The sequence below is a fragment of the Oceanobacillus sojae genome, assembly GCF_007991515.1.
GTDB lineage: Bacteria > Bacillota > Bacilli > Bacillales > Amphibacillaceae > Oceanobacillus > Oceanobacillus sojae.
On sequence record NZ_BJYM01000002.1, the window covers coordinates 246,997 to 263,797 of the forward strand.

The 16,801-nt window shown below is 37.2% G+C and carries 15 protein-coding genes; 8 read left to right on the plus strand and 7 right to left on the minus strand.

The annotated features are described in order from the left end of the window. Positions 1 to 29: 29 nt before the first annotated feature. From OSO01_RS02990 to OSO01_RS03005, 4 genes are all read right to left on the minus strand, one after another. Positions 30 to 2,573, minus strand: a complete 2,544-nt coding sequence (locus OSO01_RS02990; protein ID WP_186813531.1) for a right-handed parallel beta-helix repeat-containing protein — start codon at positions 2,571 to 2,573, stop codon at positions 30 to 32. A 94-nt stretch (positions 2,574 to 2,667) separates the two neighbouring features. Continuing rightward, positions 2,668 to 3,102: a GNAT family N-acetyltransferase gene (locus tag OSO01_RS02995; RefSeq protein WP_147208528.1), complete on the minus strand. Its 435-nt coding sequence runs from the start codon at positions 3,100 to 3,102 to the stop codon at positions 2,668 to 2,670. Positions 3,103 to 3,223: 121 nt separating this feature from the next. Beyond that, a complete protein-coding gene (locus tag OSO01_RS03000; RefSeq protein ID WP_246145016.1) occupies positions 3,224 to 4,738 on the minus strand; it encodes a Na+/H+ antiporter NhaC family protein in 1,515 nt (504 codons plus the stop codon). 363 nt (positions 4,739 to 5,101) lie between these two features. Next, positions 5,102 to 5,314 (minus strand): YczO family protein, encoded by a 213-nt coding sequence (locus OSO01_RS03005; RefSeq protein ID WP_147208531.1) that lies wholly within the window; start codon positions 5,312 to 5,314, stop codon positions 5,102 to 5,104. A 467-nt stretch (positions 5,315 to 5,781) separates the two neighbouring features. Here OSO01_RS03005 and OSO01_RS03010 point away from each other — a divergent pair, with 467 nt between their 5' ends. Together OSO01_RS03010 and ymzB are read left to right on the plus strand one after the other, a co-directional pair. After that, positions 5,782 to 5,952 carry a YfhD family protein gene (locus tag OSO01_RS03010; RefSeq protein WP_147208534.1) on the plus strand — a complete coding sequence of 57 codons (171 nt, stop codon included), beginning with the start codon at positions 5,782 to 5,784 and terminating at the stop codon, positions 5,950 to 5,952. 126 nt (positions 5,953 to 6,078) lie between these two features. Continuing rightward, on the plus strand, positions 6,079 to 6,429 hold the full coding sequence (ymzB, locus tag OSO01_RS03015; protein WP_147208538.1) for a protein YmzB: 351 nt from the start codon (positions 6,079 to 6,081) through the stop codon (positions 6,427 to 6,429). Positions 6,430 to 6,549: 120 nt separating this feature from the next. On the opposite strand, the gene OSO01_RS03020 is transcribed toward ymzB, so the two are convergent. Continuing rightward, a complete protein-coding gene (locus OSO01_RS03020; RefSeq protein ID WP_147208541.1) occupies positions 6,550 to 7,086 on the minus strand; it encodes a GNAT family N-acetyltransferase in 537 nt (178 codons plus the stop codon). Between the two features lie 292 nt (positions 7,087 to 7,378). Between OSO01_RS03020 and OSO01_RS03025 the strand changes: the two genes are divergently transcribed. From OSO01_RS03025 to OSO01_RS03035, 3 genes are all read left to right on the plus strand, one after another. Next, positions 7,379 to 8,851 carry an MDR family MFS transporter gene (locus tag OSO01_RS03025; protein WP_147208544.1) on the plus strand — a complete coding sequence of 491 codons (1,473 nt, stop codon included), beginning with the start codon at positions 7,379 to 7,381 and terminating at the stop codon, positions 8,849 to 8,851. 231 nt (positions 8,852 to 9,082) lie between these two features. Next, positions 9,083 to 9,805 carry an ABC transporter ATP-binding protein gene (locus OSO01_RS03030; protein ID WP_147208546.1) on the plus strand — a complete coding sequence of 241 codons (723 nt, stop codon included), beginning with the start codon at positions 9,083 to 9,085 and terminating at the stop codon, positions 9,803 to 9,805. Then, positions 9,783 to 10,997, plus strand: coding sequence for an ABC transporter permease (locus OSO01_RS03035; RefSeq protein WP_147208549.1), 1,215 nt, complete (start codon positions 9,783 to 9,785; stop codon positions 10,995 to 10,997). Before OSO01_RS03030 ends, OSO01_RS03035 begins: the two co-directional genes overlap by 23 nt. Before the next feature lie 257 nt (positions 10,998 to 11,254). On the opposite strand, the gene OSO01_RS03040 is transcribed toward OSO01_RS03035, so the two are convergent. Together OSO01_RS03040 and OSO01_RS03045 are read right to left on the minus strand one after the other, a co-directional pair. Continuing rightward, positions 11,255 to 12,568 (minus strand): sensor histidine kinase, encoded by a 1,314-nt coding sequence (locus tag OSO01_RS03040; RefSeq protein WP_147208552.1) that lies wholly within the window; start codon positions 12,566 to 12,568, stop codon positions 11,255 to 11,257. Then, positions 12,561 to 13,241, minus strand: a complete 681-nt coding sequence (locus OSO01_RS03045; RefSeq protein WP_147208554.1) for a response regulator transcription factor — start codon at positions 13,239 to 13,241, stop codon at positions 12,561 to 12,563. The genes OSO01_RS03040 and OSO01_RS03045 overlap by 8 nt, the downstream gene beginning before the upstream one ends. A 147-nt stretch (positions 13,242 to 13,388) precedes the next feature. Between OSO01_RS03045 and OSO01_RS03050 the strand changes: the two genes are divergently transcribed. From OSO01_RS03050 to OSO01_RS03060, 3 genes are read left to right on the plus strand one after another with little or no spacing between them, the layout of a single operon-like run. After that, positions 13,389 to 14,105 carry a polyphosphate polymerase domain-containing protein gene (locus OSO01_RS03050; RefSeq protein ID WP_147208557.1) on the plus strand — a complete coding sequence of 239 codons (717 nt, stop codon included), beginning with the start codon at positions 13,389 to 13,391 and terminating at the stop codon, positions 14,103 to 14,105. Beyond that, complete coding sequence (locus tag OSO01_RS03055) at positions 14,095 to 14,769, plus strand: DUF4956 domain-containing protein (RefSeq protein ID WP_147208560.1); 675 nt, start codon at positions 14,095 to 14,097, stop codon at positions 14,767 to 14,769. Before OSO01_RS03050 ends, OSO01_RS03055 begins: the two co-directional genes overlap by 11 nt. 18 nt (positions 14,770 to 14,787) lie before the next feature. Further along, the gene (locus OSO01_RS03060) at positions 14,788 to 16,719 is read left to right on the plus strand and encodes a carbohydrate-binding domain-containing protein (RefSeq protein ID WP_147208563.1); all 1,932 of its coding nucleotides are present in this window, start codon (positions 14,788 to 14,790) and stop codon (positions 16,717 to 16,719) included. The last annotated feature ends 82 nt before the right edge of the window (positions 16,720 to 16,801 follow it).

Below are 16,801 nucleotides of genomic sequence, written 5' to 3' on the forward strand. Positions count from 1 at the left end.
AAATTTACCTATAACCAGCCTTTTTCTAGTTATTTCACGGCCATAATCCCTTTTAATATATCTGTTTGTGTTAAACTGATAATCTGCTCTTTTTCAAGCGATAACTCAGGTTGGTCTATTAATCTCTCAGACTGCACCTGAATAATAGATTTAACAATTTCTTCAGGCCATTGATTTATACGCTCATCTGTTGATGACGGATAATTATCGTTAACAGCTTCCTTAAGAAAGGTTGAATCAAATACAAATTGATGTTTCACTAAGATTTGACGGACAATTTCTGCTGTTTCCTCTGCTGTATACAAACCAAATACAGACTTATAGTTTAATTGCTCTATCAATTTTGGAGCAAAATTTTTCAATCGGTTAATTTCTGTTTCTTTACCCGAAATAATGATAACGAGTTTGTGATTAGGAAATTTATTTTCTAATAACGTCATCAGGTTATTGTCATTTTCTATTTTTTCCAGCTGATCTATCCATAACAAACCGCTACTTATCTGTTCTAAATCATTTAATGAAGACATTTCAGAAAATCGAAAGCATTCGTTTTCTTTTATTAGCTCCGTTTCAATAAGCAAGTTTCGGGTTTGATCAAAAAATGGAGTGAGATCATTCATCCCTTTTTGCAGCCACAGCATTCCCCACTGCTGATCCATTGAGATTCCTTGGGCAGTCCGGACCTTATATAAAGTAATTTCTTTCAGGAATTTTTTCATCACTTCTTTATAAGCTGTCGGGCCGATCAGGCTTTCCATTTGAACAGTTTCTTTATCCTTAGGCTGGGACTCTTTCGTTTTCATTTCAAATGGAATGGCATCATTGACTGGCACTGGTCCTGTTGCTTTCTCTGTAAAATCATACGATAATACCATATGCGGAGAGTGTATTAAATTAGATGAAAACCGGCTGCCCTTATCCTTCTGCAGCCACACTCTTACACTTGGATCATCAAACTGAACCTTGGCAGCAGTGCCTCTTAATAATTTAAAGTGAACAGCTTCTTTCTCTATATTCCTGAATGTCAGGTAAGAAATATCAATAATACTATCCATCGAAAAAACCCCTCCGGAAAGCTGCAGTGAACTTGCATTCAGACTGCTCCGCTTCCGTAAAGAAACAGCTGCTGTCTTATCAATCACCTCTACACTATCCAAAACTACCCTGGCATTAGCAATTGAAATGGCCGCATCTACCGCTTTTGGTATATCTGAATTTTTTTCGTAGGTTGCCGAACTATTCAGATTATTATTTTCTAAATAGCTGTTACGAATATCTGCCTCGCCATCTTGAAGTATCAAGGCATTTTTATAGCAATTTTTTATCGTCAGCTGATTGGCATTTAAAATAGATTTTTGTATATAAATCCCTATATTTACCGCATCAAATGTCACATTATCTAAGTATGTGTTTTGAACTCCATCTAAATAAACAGCATCATGAAGTGAACCTTTTATTGTTGTTTCCTCTAAATGCAGACTTCCCTCCTCCTTTATAAAAATAACCGGATAATTCTTTTCATGTTCATCTACACAATGATCAAACGTACTATTTTTTATCATTACATTCGATTGGCCTGCAGAGCTGACTGCATTATATTCCAATCTGGTCATTTCAACATTCTCCAATTTTACTGTAGATTGTTCACGAATATAAATTCCCATAAACAGTTTTTTCAAAAAGGCATTTGAAAGCTCCAATTGAGACTGATAGACTTGAATCCCATCAAATAGAGAATCGTGAATCTGCACATCATCTAATTTTACAACGGAACGATTCTTTATATAGACAGCCGGGTAACCAGCCTTCTCATCTTTTCTCTTTATCTCGCAAAAGTTTTTCATTTCCGCTTTTTCAACAGTTAATTCACTGTGATCCACCCTTAGCACATCCCGGTATGTATGATTGGTTGTCAGGGAATTTATATAACCTTTGCTATCTTCTAAGATAACAGCTACACCACCACCAGTCATACTTACTTCGTGCAGGTTCAGCTCTGCTTCTTTTGCAAAAATTCCATAGTTGCTGGGATTTTTTATTATCAGATTCTCTGCAGTCAGCCTGCTGCCAAAGCCGGCATAAATCCCAACACCTTTCACATCACAGCTCTCTATGGTTACTACGGATTCTTCTGCATGAAGGGAATTGGATGTATGACCGATAAGCGTGCTGTTTTTCACATGCACCTTTGACTCTAAACCAATCCATAGGGCCGGATAAGTTGTCTTTACATCCTGATAATTTTCGCCTTCAATTCTGCAATCCTCTATGTTAACCTCAGAAGTCTCCTTTACATAAATTGCATTGGTATGTCCTGTCTGACGAAATGCAATTCCTTGAAGTGTTACAGCTGCATCTATTGTTTTTAATAAAGGCATATTTGATGAAGCTGAAATAGCGACTTGTCCTTTTCCCTTTAGCGCTACACTTCTTCCATCAATTGTTATATTTTCTGAATATTGACCATTCTCTATATAGACTGTACCTCCATCAGAAACGGCATCTATTCCTTGTTGAATTGTACGATATTTATTAAAAAGTCCACCTTTTTTTACTACTACTGACTCTTCCATATGATGTCTGTCCTTTCTAAGTGGTTTAATAAAATTTATTGTAAAAGAAATAAACAAAGGTTTCCAACTACACATCCAACCTATTATTCTAATTTTATAACTTTTTCAAAGCCAAATGCAAAATTGGATAATTTCTTCCCTGATCGTCCTGTTTCGATTTACTAATTACTTGAAATCCATTTTTCAGATAAAAAGCAGCTGCCTGCTTATTATCCTCGTTTACATCCACTGACTTAATACCATCATTTTCTATCAAAGACGTTAAAATATTGCTGCCAAATCCGTTCCCTGTTTCTCCAGGATCTAAGAACAACATTTCCAAATGTTTTTCATTCACGCCGGAAAACCCAATGAACCTGTCATCCTGATACCACATTTTTAATTCTAATTGTGGAAAATATGTAGGAATTTCTGTTTTAATCGCTTCTCTATCACCTTGTTTTAAAAAATCATGTGTTGCCAAAACGGATTTCTCCCATAATTGAATTAAGCTGGTATAATCTTTTTTAGCTGCTTTTTCCCATCTCATTATTTATTTCCCCTCTTTCATAAAAAGATGTAAATTTTTTGATCTGAAAATAATTATATCTTCTATTTTATTATAAGAAGCAAACAAAAACACGCCTTGCTGATGTACAAGGCATATTTCTTTATACGTTTATATTTGATTCATATTTTTTCTTTGTAAGCTTTGATAAAACAACTACTGCTAAAACAAGCAGTATTACTGTTAATACTACTGTCCATGGACTTCCGGTCAATCCTGCTGCAATAAAACCGATTAATGCAATCACCGCATTAGTCAATGCATAAGGGAATTGTGTTTTTACGTGGTCAATATGATCTGCGCCAGCCCCTGTCGATGATAAAATACTTGTATCAGAAATTGGTGAACTATGGTCCCCAAAAATGCCTCCTGATAATACGGCACCGATACAGACAAGCATATGTGCATCCAGTGCTACTGCCATCGGAATAGCAATTGGAAGCATAATTGCAAAAGTTCCCCAAGAAGAACCGGAAGCAAGAGAAACAATTGCTCCGATAATAAAAAGCAGTGCTGGAATAATAAATGCCGGGACTCTTCCCTGCATCAATTCTACAATATAATTAGCTGTTCCCATCTCACCAATCACTGTTCCAAGTGACCATGCCAATACGAGTGTCACTGCGACATAAACCATTTTCTGCATTCCTGAAGTGTATATATCAAAAATATCTCCAAATTTTTTCAGACGGAAGGCAATTAATAAAATAAAAATAGAAATTGCTGCAAATAAATAAGCAGTTATTAAAGATACCCGGAAATCATTTCCGTCTACCGGTTCAAAAGGAAAACCTTTTGTTAATAATAATCCAAACAAAGTAACGAACAATACTAATAAAGGCAGCCAAATTAAAATTGCTTTACTTTCTTGATCAGCATCGGCTTCATTGTCTGATCTGCGCAGCGGTTTAGAATCCTTCCAATACAGCTGGCCTGTCTCTCTAACCCTTTGTTCAGCCTTGGCCATAGGTCCAAAATCCAACTTTAATATGGCCATTAACGGTACCATTAACACTGCCAAAATAGCATAGAATTGAAACGGAATAACTTGTACAAATGTATCAAATTCTGATGCCGTTATCCCCAGACCGTCGAATTCACTCTTTATCAGTCCCATGATATAAACACCCCAGCCGATAAAAGGGATTAATACTGCAACTGGAGAAGATGTGGAATCAATAATATACGCCAGTTTCTCTCTGGAAATTCTTGCTTTATCAAAGATTTTTTCAAAAATCGGTCCGACGATTAAGGGTGTTCCTAAGTCTGAGAAAAAAATAATTAACCCCCCGCACCAGGCAGATAACTGTGCTTTCACCTTCGAATTGATTGATTTTACTGTTCTTGCAGCAAGTGCAGCTCCTCCACCTGATTTTTCCACTAAGGCAACAAAGCCCCCGATAAAAAACAGCAGCACAAGCACGGCTGCATTGTAACTATCTGCTACCTGAGGAAACAGAAAATTACCTATAGTTTCTGTTGTTGCCGTTAAAGGATTTCCTCCTACAATAATAAGAACACCAGTAAAAGCACCTAAAAACAATGAAATAATAACGTTTTTTGTAATAATCGCTAAAATAACTGCCAAAACCGGCGGAATAAGTGATAACCATCCCATGTGTTCCACCTTATCTCCCCTCCCAAATGCGTCCATCATAGATTTACGAATGATATGTAGCTCAAATTCATTGGCTTCATTTTTTACCTCAAAAAATAAAAACAGATTTACAACTATCAAATTGCAAATAAATTTTATGTTCCTTATTCTATCATGGAATGAAGGAAAATAAATGAACCTAATTAACTAATAATTATACATTTAAACGAATAATTATTCTTTTGTATTTCTCTTCTCATTCATCTTCGGATTATCCACATTTACTCTTAATCAAAAATGATGGAGATTTAATTCCAGAACCATTCCATTAGCTATTTCGTATCTTTTGGTCAACATCCATGAAAAAGACTCTCAGCATTACGCTCAGAGTCCCCCTTTCTTTTTATACTTTCTATCGCTCTGTGAATCATCCTTAGACTTTGTTTTCTTTTTCTCATCCTGTGCTTCTATTTTTAAATCTTCCATCGGAATATCATCTACAAATTTTTGTTCCTCATGTTTATCCAGCTTTGTTCTTCGCTCTTCATTCCATTTCGAATTTCTGCTCTTTGAAGCACGTTTATCTTCATTACCCATTTACCTCTCACCTCATTGTCTTTTTTATTCCTTTTCCTTTCTTTTTGAGTTGCTAAACATCATTATGCAAAAAATTCTGTTTTCACATCTACGTATTACTACCTCAGACTCAAAAGATGCTAATAAGTATAATTCAATAGGTCTTATCATCCCCAACTGCCTAAGAAGCAAAGGCTTAATTCGCAACATTTAAATCCAAACGAATCGGACCATTACCTGTTGATGGGTCATATTCGAATTCGCTCCATTCCTAAAATGGGGAACTTATTGCTGATAAAATGAATAAGTATCGTAAACCAGTTAAAAATACAGATGTATAAACACTGGTTTTTCTTTTGTTGTTTGTGAATAATGTAGGTGCAGCATGACCATCGTCATAAGGTGTCTCAATGTGCTGAAAGTTTAACCGACCTAATTCTGGCAACGATAGACTAACCTGTTGTATACAATCAAAAGGAGTGATTCAAATGGGTAGAGATGAGCATAACAAGAGAAAAAATAACTATTTAGCACAAACTCCTAAAAATCAGAAAACAGACGGCATTGATGTCGAATTTTCAGATGAGCTTGCTGATGCAGATGATAGAGAGGCTCAAGCAAGAAGCCGGGCTGCCGATAAACGAGCACACAAGAAATAATTAATATAACAAAGCGATTCGATGATTAAATTGAATCGCTTTGTTATGATTCTGCCTTTATTTTTACTGTCCTCACCGTATATTTTCGTTGAATTCAGGAGAAATTATACTTAGGAGGGATTTTCTATGGAGAATGGTTTTTTATCAATTGAGGAGTTTAATACATTGATTCAGCAATGGAACGGGGAAAAAATCAAAATTACAAAACATGAAATAAATGATATCGATCAAACAATAATAAATCTGCAAAATATATCCTATGATCAGAACATGCGCAGTACAGACGGCTATGTACCAAAACACAGCTTACTTTTGAACGGTGACGGGCAAATTGAAACATTGACTGCGATGGATAATGAGCCGCTTCCATCATCTACTTATGAAATCCCCTTGCAGGATGACTCCCTATATGAGTTTAATGGCAAGAAATTTTTTATTACTACAGATCGTGGAGTTTATAAAATTGAATTGGTTTAAACAACAATAAAGGGTTTACCCCTTTATTGTTACCAAACACAGAAGCAGATACTCCCCTTTTTTACAGATAACACTTAACATACCATTAAATAAATTTCAGATTTTTTCAAGTATACTGTTTTATCCCTTTAAAAAAAATTCAGATCGAAGAATACTCATTCTTAATCTGTCAACAAACCCGTTACCTCTTTTACGGTCTTCCCTTAGAATACCTTCTTCTATAAAACCAGATTTTTTATATGATTTAATCGCCTGCTGGTTATCAATATCCACCCTCAACCAAATTTTATGCAAAGATAATTCCTGAAATCCCCACAGCAGCATTGTCTTCATCGCTGCAGCTCCATATCCATTTCCCCAAAAATCCTTATTTCCAACAGTAATTCCCAGTTCGGCTTGCTTATTGAATGTATCGATATTTTTTAAATCCACCCAGCCAATATGCTTTCCATCACCAGAGAGAATTGCTTTTTGTTCATAACCATTTGTTTTATCTGTACATTTTTGAATCCAATTTTCTGTTTCTTCCATAGTGAATGGCGGAAATGTATCGGGAACCTTTAAATACCTTGTTACTTCTTTATCCAAACACCATTTATAACGATCTGCTGCGTCCTCCAGCTTTAACTCTCTTAATTTCACTTCCGGCAGATTCAATGATCCATCCTCCCTCTATTTTAAAATAAGAAATATGTTTTCACTGCAGCACTTGGAGCCCAGTAGAGATAGTATATCTTTGCTGGGCAGCCTTCCTGCTGCTCCCCCCCTGATATTTACTCAGCAGCACCTTTCTAACAAAATAAGAAAGCATCTGCTACAATAAAGTTAATTAAATTATAAAACAAAATTTCACCTGAAGTTATTTCTGTTAGCTGAAAATATCTTTTATTTTCAAAATAATTATATCATTTCGAAGAAACCATTAGCTGATATAAAGGAAGGTAAATCGATGATACATAAACAAACGAAACGCCCTATCGTACTTATTGCTCTGGTATTATCTATGTTTATGGCGGCGATTGAAGGAACAATTATTGCCACCGCTATGCCTGATATTGTATCGGACTTGGGCGGATTTACATTATATAGCTGGGTCTTTTCCAGTTTTTTATTAATGCAGGCAGTTACGATTATGGTATATGGTAAATTAGCAGACTTATTCGGACGCAAACCTGTTTTTATCATCGGTGTAGTTATCTTTTTGACCGGTTCCCTATTATGTGGATTCGCTGAAACAATGACTGCTCTTATTGTGTTCCGGCTTATTCAGGGTCTCGGGGCCGGCGCCATTCATCCGATGGTAACTACTATGGTCGGAGATATGTATAATGTCGAAGAACGTGCCAAAGTACAAGGATATTTAGCAAGTGTCTGGGGAATATCCTCCGTTGCCGGTCCTCTATTGGGAGGAATGATTGTACAATACATTGATTGGGCTTGGATCTTCTGGCTCAATATTCCAATAGGCTTAATTGGTTTGGCCGGGGTTATCCTGTTCTTTCATGAAAAAGTGGATAAAGAGCAGAAAACCATTGACTATCTTGGAACTAGCTTCTTTTTCATAGCAATATCTTCGTTGATTATCGTTTTTGTACAAGCAGGTACGAATTGGTCCTTGCTATCACTGGAAACAATTGGACTGATTGCTCTGTTTATTATTTGTATTTCCTTATTTATATGGCAGGAGAAAAGATGCGTTGCACCAATGATGCCTATATATTTATGGAAAAATAAATTAATGGTCGTTGCCAATATTGCCACCTTGCTCTCTGGAATGATTATTTTAGGTTTAACCACCTTCCTCCCTACTTATGTGCAGGGAGTCATGGGTGAGACAGCTGTTGCAGCCGGTTTTACTTTGAGTACTTTATCCATCGGCTGGCCAATTTCCTCGACAATTGCCGGACATCTTGTATTAAGAATCGGTTTTAGAAGAACTGCATTTCTTGGCGGAATTGCCCTGTTTATTGGTACATTTCTCTTTTTCCTGCTCGATGCAGAAAAAGGAGCCATTTATGCCGGATTCAGCTCTTTTATCGTCGGAATAGGTATGGGGTTGACTTCGACAACATTTATCGTAGCTATTCAAAATAGTGTATCCTGGCAAGAAAGAGGCTCAGCGACTTCTTTAAATATGTTTATGCGTATTATCGGCAGCGCGATTGGCACTGCTCTGCTGGGAGGAATTCTGAATCTTCGCCTTCAGCAATATTATCAGCAGGCAGGAAACAATGATATGCCTGATACTGACGCTATCTTAAATGATGGTTTAAGAGAAAAGATACCGTCAGAGACGCTTATTCTCATGCAGGATGGATTAACGTATGCTATTCACACCGTATTTTTTGGCTTATTTTTAATTGGTACACTGACCTTTATTGTCCTGTGTTTTTTCCCAAAAGACACCGTAACTCATAAATAAGAAATCTCTCTTTCTTTAATACTTAAAATTAATAATCAAAACTAGTATAAGCAGGATACTATTGCAGCTTCTACATTAGAATCCTGCTTCTCATCGTCTAAAATTGTGATTCAGCTTTCCCCTTTTTTTAATTTATTATGGATTTTCAAAAGAAGAATTGCCATCATTTATTTTTTCTGTTAATATAGTGAGTGATTACTCACTATATTTTTAGAGAGGAGACAGCAAGAAATGATTAAACTATCCAATATGTCTAAAAGCTTTGGTAAACAAACTATCTTGCAGAATGTATCCGTAGATATTGGTGCGAACCAAATTACCGGTTTGATTGGTCCATCAGGTACAGGTAAAACAACATTGATTAAATGCTTAATGGGAATGGAAAAACACGATACTGGCTCTATCCAAATTGACGATACAGCTGTTCCAAACCGTAAGCTCTTAAACAAAATCGGCTATATGGCTCAAAGTGATTCACTATACCATGATTTAACTGGTCTGGAAAACATCCAGTTTTTCGCTCATATGTATGGCAATAAAATCTCGAAACAGAATGTTCAATCTATCTTGGATTTAGTCCAGCTTGAGCAGGATAAAAAGAAATTAGTTCAGCATTATTCCGGCGGGATGAAACGCCGCTTATCTCTGGCGATTGCCCTAATCAATCAGCCCAAGTATTTAATTTTAGATGAGCCGACTGTCGGAATTGACCCTGTTCTCAAATTAAGCATCTGGAATCAGCTGCATGATTTAAAAAAGGACAGCACTCTGCTTATTACCACGCACATTATGGATGAGGCCATGAAGTGCGATCAGCTTTTATTAATGAAAAATAAAGGGATTGCAGCAAGCGGCAGCCCTCAGGAAATACTAGAGAACTTTGGTGTCAGCGATATTGATCAGGTCTTTTTGAAATTGGAGGAACAAGAATATGAGAATGCTGCAGCTAATTAAACGGATTTGCAAACAAGTCCTGCGTGATAAACGTACCCTCGCACTTTTATTTCTGGCTCCTATTTTTGTGATCACATTGCTAAATTATATTTTTCCTGACCCGGATGATGAAGTAACTATTGCCGTTGTCAATGTCAGTGATGATGTAATTGATATTTTGGAAGAAAATGATATGATTGTAAAACAAGAAAACGAGATTAATATAAAGTCTTATTTGGAAGATGGAAATGCCAGTGGTGTTTTGGAGGAAAAGAATGGAGAATGGACATTAACCATCCTTAATGACAACCCGATGGATGAAGGTCCTGCTATCCAGGGAAGCTCAAAGGCAATAATGGAAATGAAATTAAATGACCTTTCCGACAATATTGATGACATGATAAATAATATGGAAGATATGTCAGCCGGTGTAGAAGATATGGTAGAAAGTATCAATGAAATGATGGACCAGCTTCCACCTGAAGCAGCTCAGAACCTGGATATAAATACGGACTTGGGTGTAGACACAGATGTTGATACCGAAATAGATTCGGAAATCAATATGGACGAAGACCCGATTACCGTAGAATATATTTATGGTGATGAGAGCTATACCTTTTTTGAAATTTTAAATCCAATTTTAGTCAGCTTCTTTGTATTCTTTTTTGTCTTCTTAATTGCCGGCATGTCAATGCTGAAGGAAAGAAGCAGCGGCACATTGGAGAAATTGCTGTCTACGCCAATCCGAAAATCTGAGATTGTATTTGGGTATTTATTTGGATATGGGATTTTTGCTATTTTGCAGACGGCTGTTATTATTTTGTACTCCGTGTACATTTTAGATATGGAAATCGCCGGTTCAATTACCAACATGTTTATTATCAATATTTTATTAAGCTTTGTTGCACTAGGACTTGGTCTTCTGTTATCTACATTTGTCAGCAGCGAATTCCAAATGATTCAATTCATTCCGCTTGTGATTATTCCGCAGATATTCTTCTCTGGCATGCTGAATGTAGATACTATGGAACCCTGGCTGCAATGGATTGCACCGATTATGCCATTGTACTATGCAGGAAATACGATGATTGATGTTGTTTTAAAAGGATTCACACTTGGGGAGATAATAGCTCCATTATCTATTTTAGTTTTATTTATTGTTATTTTTGTTACGCTGAATATTTTAGGTATGCGGCGGTATCGGAAGGTATAGGAATTAAGTTCTTGTTGGAGTGTAAGATTAAATTCAAATTGCTTATAAAAAGCAATAACCAGTTATAAAAAACTCTTTCTCCATTTTTACGGGAAAGAGTTTTTTATACGTTAGCTCTAGATTTCCTCCGAGTCCATGACCGTTAATAACTGCATGAACTGGTTTGGTTTAGTCGAATCTAAAAAACTGCCGATTATTTGGCTCAAAAACAGCTTCCTGCGACGATTTTTTACAAACAATCGCTCTCTAATCCTTTATCACTTCACGTTTCTTGGAAATTTGATACAAAAATCTACCCCCTGTGGAGAAAGATTCTCAACAGTAATTTCTCCTTTATGTTCTTCAACAATTTGTTTTGCGATAGAAAGCCCTAAACCATAGCCGCCTGTTTCTTTCGCACGGGATTTATCCTCCCTGTAAAAACGATCAAAAATATGCACCTGCGCTTCTTTTGAAATGGATGGCCCAGTATTTGTTACATGGACTTCCCAGCTTTTATACTCTTTCGTAGAAATTACCTGAATCTTATCTCCCGGCTTGGTATACTTTAAAGCATTATCTAGCAGAATCACAAATACTTGATATATTTTCTTTTGGTCAAAATGAACTGTTAATGTATTTTTCGTTATTAAATCCAATGTCTTATCATCAATTTCTGCCATTTCTTTGAAAGGGGTGACTAATTCTGTTAAAAATTCAGTTGTGTCTGTTGCTGTTTTATCCAAAGTCCGTTGATTGGCATCACTTCTGGCAATTGTTAACAAATCCGTTGTCAAACCAGTTAATCTTCTGGTCTCGTTTAAGGCCAGAGCTATATTTTCTGATTCGTCAATAATGGTATGATCTGGTTTACGAAACAGCCCTTCCAGACGATTTTGAATAATTGTTAATGGTGTTCGTAATTCATGCGAAGCATTTTCAACAAACTCTTGCTGCTTCTGCCATGCTTTTAGCACAGGTTTCATAGAATTGGTGGATAACCAATAACTCACGCCAATGGAGAATAACCAAAAAGCAATCATACAACCTATGACAATGATGCGGAAATTCTGTAAGGAGTGCTGGATTTGGTTAACATTTGAAACGATTTGAACATATGCAATTTCATTGTCATCGTACGACTGTGTGATAGAATGAAAAATTAATTCTTCATTTTCAACATCGCTTTGTAAAGAAAGAGTTTCAACCTCCTCCAGATTGGCCGTTTCCAAACGAAGGTTCTCCAGTTCAGAAAAACGTCCGCCTAATGCTTCTTTGTTTAAAATCTCTCCTTCTTTCGACCATAAAATAATTTGTGTGTTGAATGAATTACTGGACGGACTTCGAGGCGGTTCCTTCGGCTGTTCACTTGTCGGAAAAATCAACGAATCTGCTTGATAGCGGAAAATTTCCTGTTGAATAAATTCTGATCTTCGGGTCATTTCTACTAAGGTTTCATCGGTTTCACGATAAGCTGTTTGACTTAATACTTGCAAAATAATGATTCCCAGAAGAATAAAGATGATAGCAAAAGCACTCAGGTTCATGAAGAAAAATGCACTTCGCTGTTTACTGGAAAGGTTTTTATTCATTGTTCGCTCCCTTCAACATATAGCCTACATTACGTAACGTGCGAAATTCTTTATCCAAACCCGTTTGCCGCAGATGTTTTCGTAAATTACTCATATATACTTCCACCACAGTTAATGTCGTCTCTGAATCAAAGCCCCAAATCCGATCAAAAATTTGTTCTTTTGTAAGTATCATCCCTTGGTTTTGGAGAAAATAGGTTAGTAAATCAAACTCTCTTCCTTGAATCGGTAAAACTTTTTCACCAAAACACACTTCTTTTGCTGCTAAATGACATACGATATTTTTGTAGCTTAATGTATTTTCATCGAATAAACCCAATGAGCGTTTTAATATTGCCTTGATTCGCACGAGGAGTTCTTCCCGATGGAATGGTTTAGTCAAATAATCATCTGCTCCTTTTTCAAAGCCTTCGATTTTATCCTCCAGGCCGTCCTTTGCGGTTAATATAAGTACAGGGGTTTGTACTTGTTTTCTTAATTCTGCCAGCACTTTATAGCCATTCATCTCAGGCAGCATTAAATCCAAAATAACTAAATCATACACTCCCGATACAGCTTCATAGAGCCCTTCACTGCCATCATAAATTTGGGTTACCTCCCCTAATTCTAATACAATTTCCTTAATCGTATCAGATAGCACCGCATCATCTTCTATCAGCAGAAAATTAATCATTATCTTCACCCTCTTTAGCTGTATCATATCATTTTTAACTTAAAGAAACCTTAATACAAGGGATGGAAAAATTTTTTACCTGCTTAAGCTAACTTTAAGGTTCGTGAATTATTCTTTTATCACACCAGCAAACAAGGAGGAATTCACATGAGCTTGAAAAAAGTCTTTCAACGAAAAGAAACCAAATATTTATTGAATCAAACACAGTTCTTCAGTTTTTTTGAAGCATTGCAAGCACATATGTCTGTAGATCAATACGGATTGCATACCATCCGTTCCCTCTATTATGACACAGCAGATTATCGATTTATTCGACATTCTATGGATAAGCCCATATATAAGGAAAAATTCCGGGTTCGCAGTTACGGTACACCCAGACCTGATAGTGTTATCTTTTTAGAAATCAAAAAGAAAATCAAAGGGATTGTCTATAAAAGACGATTACCAATCAGTTATGAAGCATACCTTTTTTGGCAGCATACAGGAGCTTTACCAGAAAATATCTACCAATCTCAAATTGGACAAGAAATTGCCTGGCTATTTTTTAAACATCCAGATTTGTCACCGAAAGTTTTAATTTCCTACGATCGTTTCTCTCTTTTTTCGCAATCGGAAGAGGATTTCCGGGTAACCTTTGACCAAAACATTCGTTATCAGTACAGAAAATTAAATTTAGATGCAGCACGGGGCGCGTTCGTTGCTCCAGAGTTAGATGTTTTAATGGAGGTTAAAGCAATGGGAGCCTACCCTTTATGGTTTGTGGGATTATTGACAAAATATCATATTCAAAAAGGAAGTTTTTCAAAATACGCACAGACTTATCAACGTCATTTATATAAGGAGGAACTATTCCATGTTATCTAGTCTATTTACTGAAGGCACAACATCCATTCCTTTAAGCGAGCTGCTAATCTGTATTCTTGCTTCCATTATTTTAGGCCTGTTAGTAGCCTTCACGCATATGTATCGTAATATTTACACAAAAAGTTTTGTGATTACCTTAGCAGTACTCCCTGTTCTGGTCCAATCCGTCATCATGCTGGTAAACGGCAATATTGGCACAGGAATTGCCGTACTGGGAGCATTTAGTCTAATTCGTTTCCGTTCCGTCGCTGGAGGTGCCCGGGAAATTGCAAGTATCTTTTGGGCCATGGGTATTGGTCTGGCAACCGGAATGGGCTATGTTTCTTATATCGCTGTATTCTCCGTGATTGTCGCTGCCTTTTTATTACTTATTTATCACACTAAATTTGGTAACATCAAATCTACAGAAAGAGAGCTGAGAATTACGATTCCGGAGGATTTAGATTATCCAAATCTATTCGATAATATTTTTGATGAATTTGCTTATAACCACCATTTAGATTCTGTTCGTACTACAACAATGGGCAGTTTATACGAAATACGTTACATTATACATTTAAAAGATCAACAGCAGGAAAAAGCATTCATTGATGCCATTCGTGTCCGCAATGGCAATTTACCAATCATTTTAGGAAAAGTCGCTGCAAACCGCGACGAATTATAAAAAAGGAAGTGGAAACTGATGAAAAAAATAATTTGTATTTCTCTTATTACTGCTCTACTATTAAGTGCCTGTTCTCAGAACACGACAGCTGCAGGAGATAACAGCCAATCACAAGAAACTGCTGTTTCAACCAGCCAGGAAGCAGCGGCTGGCGATACCTTTGGAAGCTACGAAGAGGAAGATACAGACACCAGCTATGATGATTCTTCCGCCACGATCGAATTGTCAGAGGAAATGACATCTTCAGAGGGTGTCACCGTTGACGGGAAAACTGTAACCATCACGGAAGCAGGTACGTATGTTTTAAGCGGTGAGCTCGCTGACGGCCAGGTTATTGTAAATGTGGACAAGGAAGAAAAGGTTCATTTAGTACTGAAAGACGTAACCATTACCAATTCTCAAGGACCTGCCATTTTAATTGAGCAGGCAGAAAAAATTATTACAACTTTAGCAGATGGCACATCGAATACCTTAACAGATGGCACAGATTATCAGCTTGCTGATGACGAAACAGAATACGATGCAGCCTTCTTTAGTAAAGAGGATCTGGTGATTAATGGGGAAGGCGAACTAATTGTCAACGGGAACTACAATAACGGGATTCGCAGTAAAGATGACTTAATTTTAATTTCTGGAAGTTATACAATTAATGCCAAAAACAATGCCTTAAAAGGAAAAGATTCTGTACAAATTTTTGATGGCATCTATATGCTGACTACAGAAGAAGGAGACGGGATTCAAGCAAATAACAGTGATGACGAAACAAAAGGATTTATTGCCATCGACGGCGGTAATTTCACAATTACTTCCGGACGGGATGGTATTCAGGCTGAAACGGCGGCCCGTCTGCAGGCAGCTGATATAAATATCCAAACAGGAGCAGATACTATTTCCAGTGAAGAAAGCTACAAAGGTATCAAAGCTGGAACAGAGCTGTTGCTTCAAAGCGGCAGTTACGACATTAATTCTGCAGATGACAGCTTGCACAGTGATGGGGATATTACGATAGAAAGTGGCAATCTTCTTTTAGCTTCTGAAGATGATGGGATTCACGCCGACAACAATTTGACGATCAATGGCGGAAATCTTACGGTGACTGATTCTTATGAAGGTTTGGAAGCAGGTGTTATTACCATCAATGACGGTGATATCCAAATTACTGCCAGCGATGATGGATTGAATGCCAGTGGTGATAGCGGTGCGACAGAAGAATCAGAAACATCGGTCAGCGATTTATTTGGTGGTCCTGGTGCTGAACAGGCAGATGAAAGCAAAATGATTGTCATTAACGGCGGGACCTTGGCAGTCGATGCACAGGGAGACGGATTGGACAGCAATGGAAACATAGAGATGTCAGGCGGAACCGTTACAGTAGATGGACCAACGGATAATGGAAATGGCGCGTTGGATTACGATGGCACTTTTGAGTTAAGTGGCGGTATATTGATTACTGCTGGAAGTAATGGTATGGCAATGAATGTTTCAGAGTCTTCTTCTCAAGCTTCTTTCGGGATTTACTTTACCGAAGCGCAAGAAGCGGGAACAATTATCAGTCTGCAAGACAGCATTGGAAATGTGATTGCAACCTATCAGCCAAGTAAAGCATTCCAGCATCTGGTTATTTCCTCACCCGAATTAAAAGTTGGTGAAACCTATACGCTTATTCAAGGAACAGAAGCCGATAATTCCGAGAAAAATGGCTACTATGAAGATGGAAGTATCGTTAATGGCATAGAATTAGGTGCCTTGACGCTTGCAGATACAATCACCAATGTTACGGATACTGGTGAAGAAGCAACACAAAGAGGCATGATGGGAGACGCTCCTGGTATGATGCCAAATGATGGTGCAATGCCGAATAATGGTGAGATGCCTGATAGCGGTGAAATGCCAAATAATGGCGAAATGCCAGATGAGGATGCAACGCCGCATGGTGGTTCTCCCCAATAGTATATAATTCCAAGACAAAGCCTGGTAAAACAGAAAAAGTGACTTCCACATATAAGACAGGAAGTCACTTTTTCTTGATTAT

Coding starts and splice junctions, on each gene's coding strand:
- OSO01_RS03025 (WP_147208544.1), top strand. CDS start 7,379: ATGATACATAAACAAACGAAACGCCCTATCGTACTTATTGCTCTGGTA.
- OSO01_RS03005 (WP_147208531.1), bottom strand. CDS start 5,314: ATGGGTAATGAAGATAAACGTGCTTCAAAGAGCAGAAATTCGAAATGG.
- OSO01_RS03040 (WP_147208552.1), bottom strand. CDS start 12,568: ATGAATAAAAACCTTTCCAGTAAACAGCGAAGTGCATTTTTCTTCATG.
- OSO01_RS03060 (WP_147208563.1), top strand. CDS start 14,788: ATGAAAAAAATAATTTGTATTTCTCTTATTACTGCTCTACTATTAAGT.
- OSO01_RS03010 (WP_147208534.1), top strand. CDS start 5,782: ATGGGTAGAGATGAGCATAACAAGAGAAAAAATAACTATTTAGCACAA.
- OSO01_RS03055 (WP_147208560.1), top strand. CDS start 14,095: ATGTTATCTAGTCTATTTACTGAAGGCACAACATCCATTCCTTTAAGC.
- ymzB (WP_147208538.1), top strand. CDS start 6,079: ATGGAGAATGGTTTTTTATCAATTGAGGAGTTTAATACATTGATTCAG.
- OSO01_RS03030 (WP_147208546.1), top strand. CDS start 9,083: ATGATTAAACTATCCAATATGTCTAAAAGCTTTGGTAAACAAACTATC.
- OSO01_RS02990 (WP_186813531.1), bottom strand. CDS start 2,573: ATGGAAGAGTCAGTAGTAGTAAAAAAAGGTGGACTTTTTAATAAATAT.
- OSO01_RS02995 (WP_147208528.1), bottom strand. CDS start 3,102: ATGAGATGGGAAAAAGCAGCTAAAAAAGATTATACCAGCTTAATTCAA.
- OSO01_RS03050 (WP_147208557.1), top strand. CDS start 13,389: ATGAGCTTGAAAAAAGTCTTTCAACGAAAAGAAACCAAATATTTATTG.
- OSO01_RS03035 (WP_147208549.1), top strand. CDS start 9,783: ATGAGAATGCTGCAGCTAATTAAACGGATTTGCAAACAAGTCCTGCGT.
- OSO01_RS03000 (WP_246145016.1), bottom strand. CDS start 4,738: ATGGGATGGTTATCACTTATTCCGCCGGTTTTGGCAGTTATTTTAGCG.
- OSO01_RS03045 (WP_147208554.1), bottom strand. CDS start 13,241: ATGATTAATTTTCTGCTGATAGAAGATGATGCGGTGCTATCTGATACG.